Here is a 5,148-nt window from a genome sequence, read left to right as displayed (position 1 = left end):
TCTTTCTCTTATACAGACCACCTAGGACGAATCTGAAATGTAGTAACTCATCTGAGTACATTTCATAGCGTTGGCAATCGACAATATCTATCCAATGCCCTTTTGCTTGAGCGAGATGCTTTTTTACAAAGAGAACTGCACGGGACTCTTCGCTCTTAGCGTATTCAAGGTATTTTTTAAGTAGCTCGTCGTCCATAAGTCAAGTCGTCCATAAGTCAAGATGTTCTGGAATCTGTACTTGGTGCCTAAGAATGAAGTTGAACCGCATTCGCTAACGCTTGCGGTTAATTTGTGTCATCCTTTATGTTGGGTCCAACGGCGTCTTATTTCGCCCCTTCCAAATTTTATCATAATAATCCCAGAAATGTTGAATGTCCTCCTCAACCAGATTCGGTCAATCGACAGGCAAAGGTTAAGCAAATATCTGGGAACTCTGTCGCCAGAAACGATGGAACAGGTTAATCGAGCGATTCAAATTAGTTTAGGGTTGGTGAGTTTATAAGATGAAGTCCGGTTAATAAGAGATCTTGCACCTGTGGCAACAACCCTACTGCTTCAGTTCTCCTCAAGAGGCAACCCCTGAAGGGGTTACTACAAACGTTTGTAGTGACTCATGCAAGGAGTCATCTTGATGCAACCCCTGAAGGGGTTACTACAAACGTTAAATCATGACAAGCCCTTGACAAAACTGAAATTTTATGCTACATATCCCAGATATGATGCCCGAGCCCTGAAATTCTCTGAAACCGTGGTGGTTTCCTGGAATTTTTGCCAGTTACACTGAAATAAGCTTTAAGGTTCATGAAAACCCTTAGTCTTGTTGGAAGGTGGTACTGTGCCAAATCGCAATTTTTTGATTCCTCTCTCCATCGCCCTTGGTTTGTTTCCGGTGGTTCCACCTGTGATGGGACAGGCTTTATTGCCTCGGACTCTCCAGCTTGATGGGACTCAGTTGGAACAGCAAGGGTTGTTTCTGGCGGAAGAAGCGGCTCAGTTGGCGAGATTTCAGCAATTTGAACTGGCTTTAGCCCGGGCGGAGTTGGCGGCCCAGCTTGCGCCGAATGCGCCCCAAGCCTGGGGGATTTTAGGCAGTTTGTATCTGCAATCGAAGGAGTTACCGAAGGGGATTGCAGCGTTGGAACGGGCCCGATCGCTGGATCCGGAGAATCATGTGGTGATGTTTGCCCTCGGTTCGGCTTATTTTCAGCAACAAAATTACCGGGAGGCAATTAACTCCCTGCAAGCGGGTTTAAAAATCCAACCGGATGTACCCGGGGCTTTATTTGATTTGGGCAATGCCTACTACATGACTAGAGAGTATCAAGAGGCGATCGCCCAATATGAACGCGCCGTCGCCCAGGATGACAAATTCTGGCCTGCGATTAACAATATCGGTTTAGTCGAATACGAACAAGGGGATATCAATGCGGCCATTCGGCAGTGGGAAACCGCACTCAGCATCGACTCCGAAGCTGCTGAACCGATGCTGGCGATCGCAGTGGCAACCTACGCCCAAGGCAACCGAGAACGGGGTTTAGCCCTCGGAGAAGAGGCATTGCGGATTGATCCGCGTTATGGGGAAATAGATTTTCTGGTGGAAAATCTCTGGGGTAGTCGCCTTTTGGAAGATACCAAAAAATTCTTGGACACTCCCCGCATTCAAGCGACTCTGGCGCAATTTATGGATGTAACCCCACACAACCACAGCCATTAATCCTGGACTGGATCCCATAAAGGGGGAAGGATCAAGGCTCAAGGATGAAAATCACCCCGTAAATCCAATCTTCCATCCCTGAGACCCTAATCCTTCATCCTTCATCCCTCCTCTTTGGGCAGTAGGGCCGCAATCTGGTCAACGAACTCCTGATGATCCACCACGGGTTTAGAAATGTAGCCATCGGCCCCACTCTGTTCGAGAAAGGATTCCTTATCCCCCGCCATTGCGTGTGCTGTGACCAAAATAATCGGCAAATAGGAGGTTTTGGGGTCAGCTTTGAGCATTTGAGTAATTTTGATGCCATCCACTGCCTTGCCTTGGTAAACGCTGCGAGACAGGGACACATCCATTAAAATCACATCCGCCTCACCCGCTTGGGCAATTTGCATCACCTCTTCCACATTTTCGGTATGCTTGACATTGAGGCCACCCCGCTTGGTGAGGATTTTAGAGAAAACCCTAGCGTTGACCAGATCGTCCTCCACAATTAGAACGGTTCTCATATCCCTTTCCTTTTCATTTACTCAATCGGATGCGCTCGATCGTCAGACTGTCAGGAATGATAGTACGCTGACAAAGTGTCCTCCGATCTTCTTCTCTTCGCTAACGATAGCGTTATTGAGCGCAAAAAGCAGGACACTGTTGGAAGTTGGTTTGGTTTAAGGAACGAAACTCATGGCTAAACAATTGAACCTACTGTCTACTGGACAGGTTATCCCGACTGCTTTGCACGTCGAAATGCAACAGTCCTACCTTGAATATGCCATGAGTGTGATCGTGGGGAGGGCGTTACCGGATGTCCGAGACGGTTTAAAACCCGTCCACCGGAGGATCCTGTACGCGATGCACGAATTGGGTTTATCTCCCGATCGCCCTTATCGGAAATGTGCTCGCGTGGTTGGGGATGTCCTCGGTAAATATCACCCCCACGGCGATCAATCCGTTTATGACGCGATGGTGCGGTTGATCCAGGAATTCTCCAGTCGGTATCCCCTCCTCGCGGGTCATGGCAATTTTGGTTCGGTAGATAACGACCCCCCTGCGGCAATGCGTTACACGGAAACGCGCCTTGCCGAAATTGGCAGCGATGCCATGCTTCAAGAAATCGGCGAAGCGACGGTCGATTTTATCGGAAATTTCGATAATTCCCAACAAGAACCGATCGTGTTACCGGCACAATTACCCATGCTGCTGCTGAATGGCAGTTCGGGAATTGCTGTGGGTATGGCAACTAATGTCCCTCCCCACAATTTAGGGGAGGTGGTGGATGCATTGATTGCTTTAATCGATAACCCGGATTTATCCGATGAAAAACTCTTCACCCTAATTCCCGGTCCCGATTTCCCCACTGGCGGGGAAATTATTGACACGGAAGGGATTCGATCCGCCTACACCACGGGACGGGGAATTATCCCCTTGCGGGGGGTGGCAAGGGTGGAAGAAATCCAAGGGGGACGCGGCAAACATCGGCGTCAGGCGATCGTGGTGACGGAGTTGCCGTATCAGGTGAATAAATCCGCCTGGATTGAAAAAATCGCGGATTTGGTGAATCATGGGCGGTTGGATGGAATTTCCGATCTGCGCGATGAGAGCGATCGCGATGGGATTCGCGTTGTCATTGAACTCAAACGGGAAACCAATCCCGAAGTGGTTCTGCAACATCTCTACCACCAAACCGCACTGCAAAATAACTTCGGTGCCATTCTGTTGGCATTGGTAGAGGCACAACCGCGCCAGTTATCCCTCCGGCAAATGCTGCAAGAGTTCCTAACCTTCCGGGAACAGACGCTCAATCGTCTCTACACCCATGAATTAGAACGCACCCAGCAGCGGTTGGAAATTGTCGAAGGATTGCTCAAGGCGCTGAACAACTTAGATGCACTGATTGAGATTTTGCGGAATGCGCCGGATGGGACGACGGCAAAGGCAGAATTGCAAAGCGAGTTAGAACTCACGGAGAACCAAGCGGATGCAATTTTAGGGATGCCAATGCGCCGGATTACCGGATTGGAACGGCAAAAATTGCAGGATGAACGGAATCAACTCAATACCCGGAGGGAGGAGTTGGAACGGTTACTTGGCGATCGCCGGGAATTGCTCAAAGGGTTGAAGAAAGAGTTGCGATCGCTCAAAAAGAAATTTGGCGACCCTAGGCGCACCCGGATTTACACCGTTTCGCCCGATCGCGAGACAGTGCTGGTGGCAACCCCTGACTCCGGGGAAGAAAAAACCAGCAAAACCAAATCCCGCAAAGGTAAAAAGGCAGCGATTCCCGAAGAAGTTGCGCCTTCTCTGCCGCTGTTTGCCACCCCTCCAGAACCGGAAGAAACGGTTTTGGAATTTACCCGACGCGGATATGTGCAACGGTTGTCCCCGTCCACTTATGAGCGTCAGCAACAGAAACAGGAGGAAAATCCTGAGATTCAAACCCTAGAAGCGGGTGCGGATTTTGTGGTAGAAACCCATGTGGCGTTTACGGATCAGGATGTACTGATTTTGACCCGGGATGGCAAGGGTTTCTCGATTAAAGTTGGGGATATTCCAGCAAATAAACGCGGCGCAAAGAAAACGCCGTTCGTGAGTTTGTTTCCGCCAGCAGTGCATGGGAATCCTGATGCGATCGCCACGCAGTTTATCCTTTCAGATTATCCTGAAACTCTGGATTTAATCTTCTTGACGGAACGGGGGAGAATTAAACGCTTACCCCTGTCAGAATTTGCCAATTTGACGGCGCGAGGATTAACAGCAGTTAAACTAAAAGAGGGAGATGCGTTAGCTTATGCCAATTTAGCGACAGTGGGACAAGATATTGCGATCGCCACTTCTGGGGGACGACTACTCCGATTTGCGATCGATGATGACAATCTGCCGATTACCAGTCGCGCCTCCATGCCACAACAAGCATTGCGCTTAGGCAAGGGTGAGAATTTGGTCGGATGTGTCGCACTCAGTCAGAGTGAGAAACTGTTGCTGGTGACTAGATTGGGATATGGGAAACGGTTGCCAGTGGAGTTAGTCCGACTGGCGAAACCGGGGGATTTGGGTACTCAGTCGATGACGTTTAAAAATAAAACCGATGGATTAGTAGGGATGGTGGCAGCGCTTCCGGATGCGGAGTTAAAATTACTGACGAGCAGCGATCGCTTTTTGCGGTTGCCGGTTAAGTCAGTGCGATCCAAACGCAAAGATGACGCAGGCGATCGGTTAATCAAACTAGAACCCAAAGAAACCCTCGTTTATCTAAGTGTTTCCTCTCCCGAACCCGAACAGTATGTGTAACAGATGAACCCGATCAGGGAACTCCAAAAAATAAAACCTTCAAAAAACCCGCAGGCTCAAGCCTGGGGCTACACGGACAAAGCGGTGCCTGCGCGGGCTAAAAGAGCCTTGTTAGGTGCGATCGCATCAAAGCAAGGATGATTTATTTGTTG

At 49.4% G+C, this 5,148-nt stretch carries 6 protein-coding genes; 4 read left to right on the top strand and 2 right to left on the bottom strand.

The features are described 5' to 3' along the window. The coding region (locus NG833_RS27025; RefSeq protein WP_254568370.1) for a hypothetical protein at positions 1 to 196 on the bottom strand (196 nt) is incomplete at its 3' end. A 168-nt stretch (positions 197 to 364) separates the two neighbouring features. Between NG833_RS27025 and NG833_RS27020 the strand changes: the two genes are divergently transcribed. Both NG833_RS27020 and NG833_RS27015 read left to right on the top strand, forming a co-directional pair. Then, a complete protein-coding gene (locus NG833_RS27020; protein WP_254568369.1) occupies positions 365 to 502 on the top strand; it encodes a type II toxin-antitoxin system PemK/MazF family toxin in 138 nt (45 codons plus the stop codon). A gap of 333 nt (positions 503 to 835) precedes the next feature. Further along, positions 836 to 1,714 carry a tetratricopeptide repeat protein gene (locus NG833_RS27015; protein WP_254568368.1) on the top strand — a complete coding sequence of 293 codons (879 nt, stop codon included), beginning with the start codon at positions 836 to 838 and terminating at the stop codon, positions 1,712 to 1,714. 101 nt (positions 1,715 to 1,815) lie between these two features. On the opposite strand, the gene NG833_RS27010 is transcribed toward NG833_RS27015, so the two are convergent. Further along, positions 1,816 to 2,220 carry a response regulator gene (locus tag NG833_RS27010; RefSeq protein ID WP_015151249.1) on the bottom strand — a complete coding sequence of 135 codons (405 nt, stop codon included), beginning with the start codon at positions 2,218 to 2,220 and terminating at the stop codon, positions 1,816 to 1,818. A gap of 172 nt (positions 2,221 to 2,392) precedes the next feature. On the opposite strand from NG833_RS27010, the gene NG833_RS27005 reads away from it, so the two are divergent. Together NG833_RS27005 and NG833_RS27000 are read left to right on the top strand one after the other, a co-directional pair. Continuing rightward, positions 2,393 to 4,996: a DNA topoisomerase (ATP-hydrolyzing) subunit A gene (locus NG833_RS27005; RefSeq protein ID WP_254568367.1), complete on the top strand. Its 2,604-nt coding sequence runs from the start codon at positions 2,393 to 2,395 to the stop codon at positions 4,994 to 4,996. A gap of 3 nt (positions 4,997 to 4,999) precedes the next feature. Further along, complete coding sequence (locus tag NG833_RS27000; protein WP_254568366.1) at positions 5,000 to 5,137, top strand: hypothetical protein; 138 nt, start codon at positions 5,000 to 5,002, stop codon at positions 5,135 to 5,137. Positions 5,138 to 5,148 lie beyond the last annotated feature (11 nt).

It is taken from the genome of Oscillatoria sp. HE19RPO (assembly GCF_024220515.1).
Classification (GTDB): Bacteria; Cyanobacteriota; Cyanobacteriia; order Cyanobacteriales; family Laspinemataceae; genus Laspinema.
Note: the sequence above shows the minus strand (reverse complement) of the source record. Positions and strands in the feature narration are given on the sequence as shown.

Coding starts and splice junctions, on each gene's coding strand:
- NG833_RS27020 (WP_254568369.1), top strand. CDS start 365: ATGTTGAATGTCCTCCTCAACCAGATTCGGTCAATCGACAGGCAAAGG.
- NG833_RS27000 (WP_254568366.1), top strand. CDS start 5,000: ATGAACCCGATCAGGGAACTCCAAAAAATAAAACCTTCAAAAAACCCG.
- NG833_RS27005 (WP_254568367.1), top strand. CDS start 2,393: ATGGCTAAACAATTGAACCTACTGTCTACTGGACAGGTTATCCCGACT.
- NG833_RS27010 (WP_015151249.1), bottom strand. CDS start 2,220: ATGAGAACCGTTCTAATTGTGGAGGACGATCTGGTCAACGCTAGGGTT.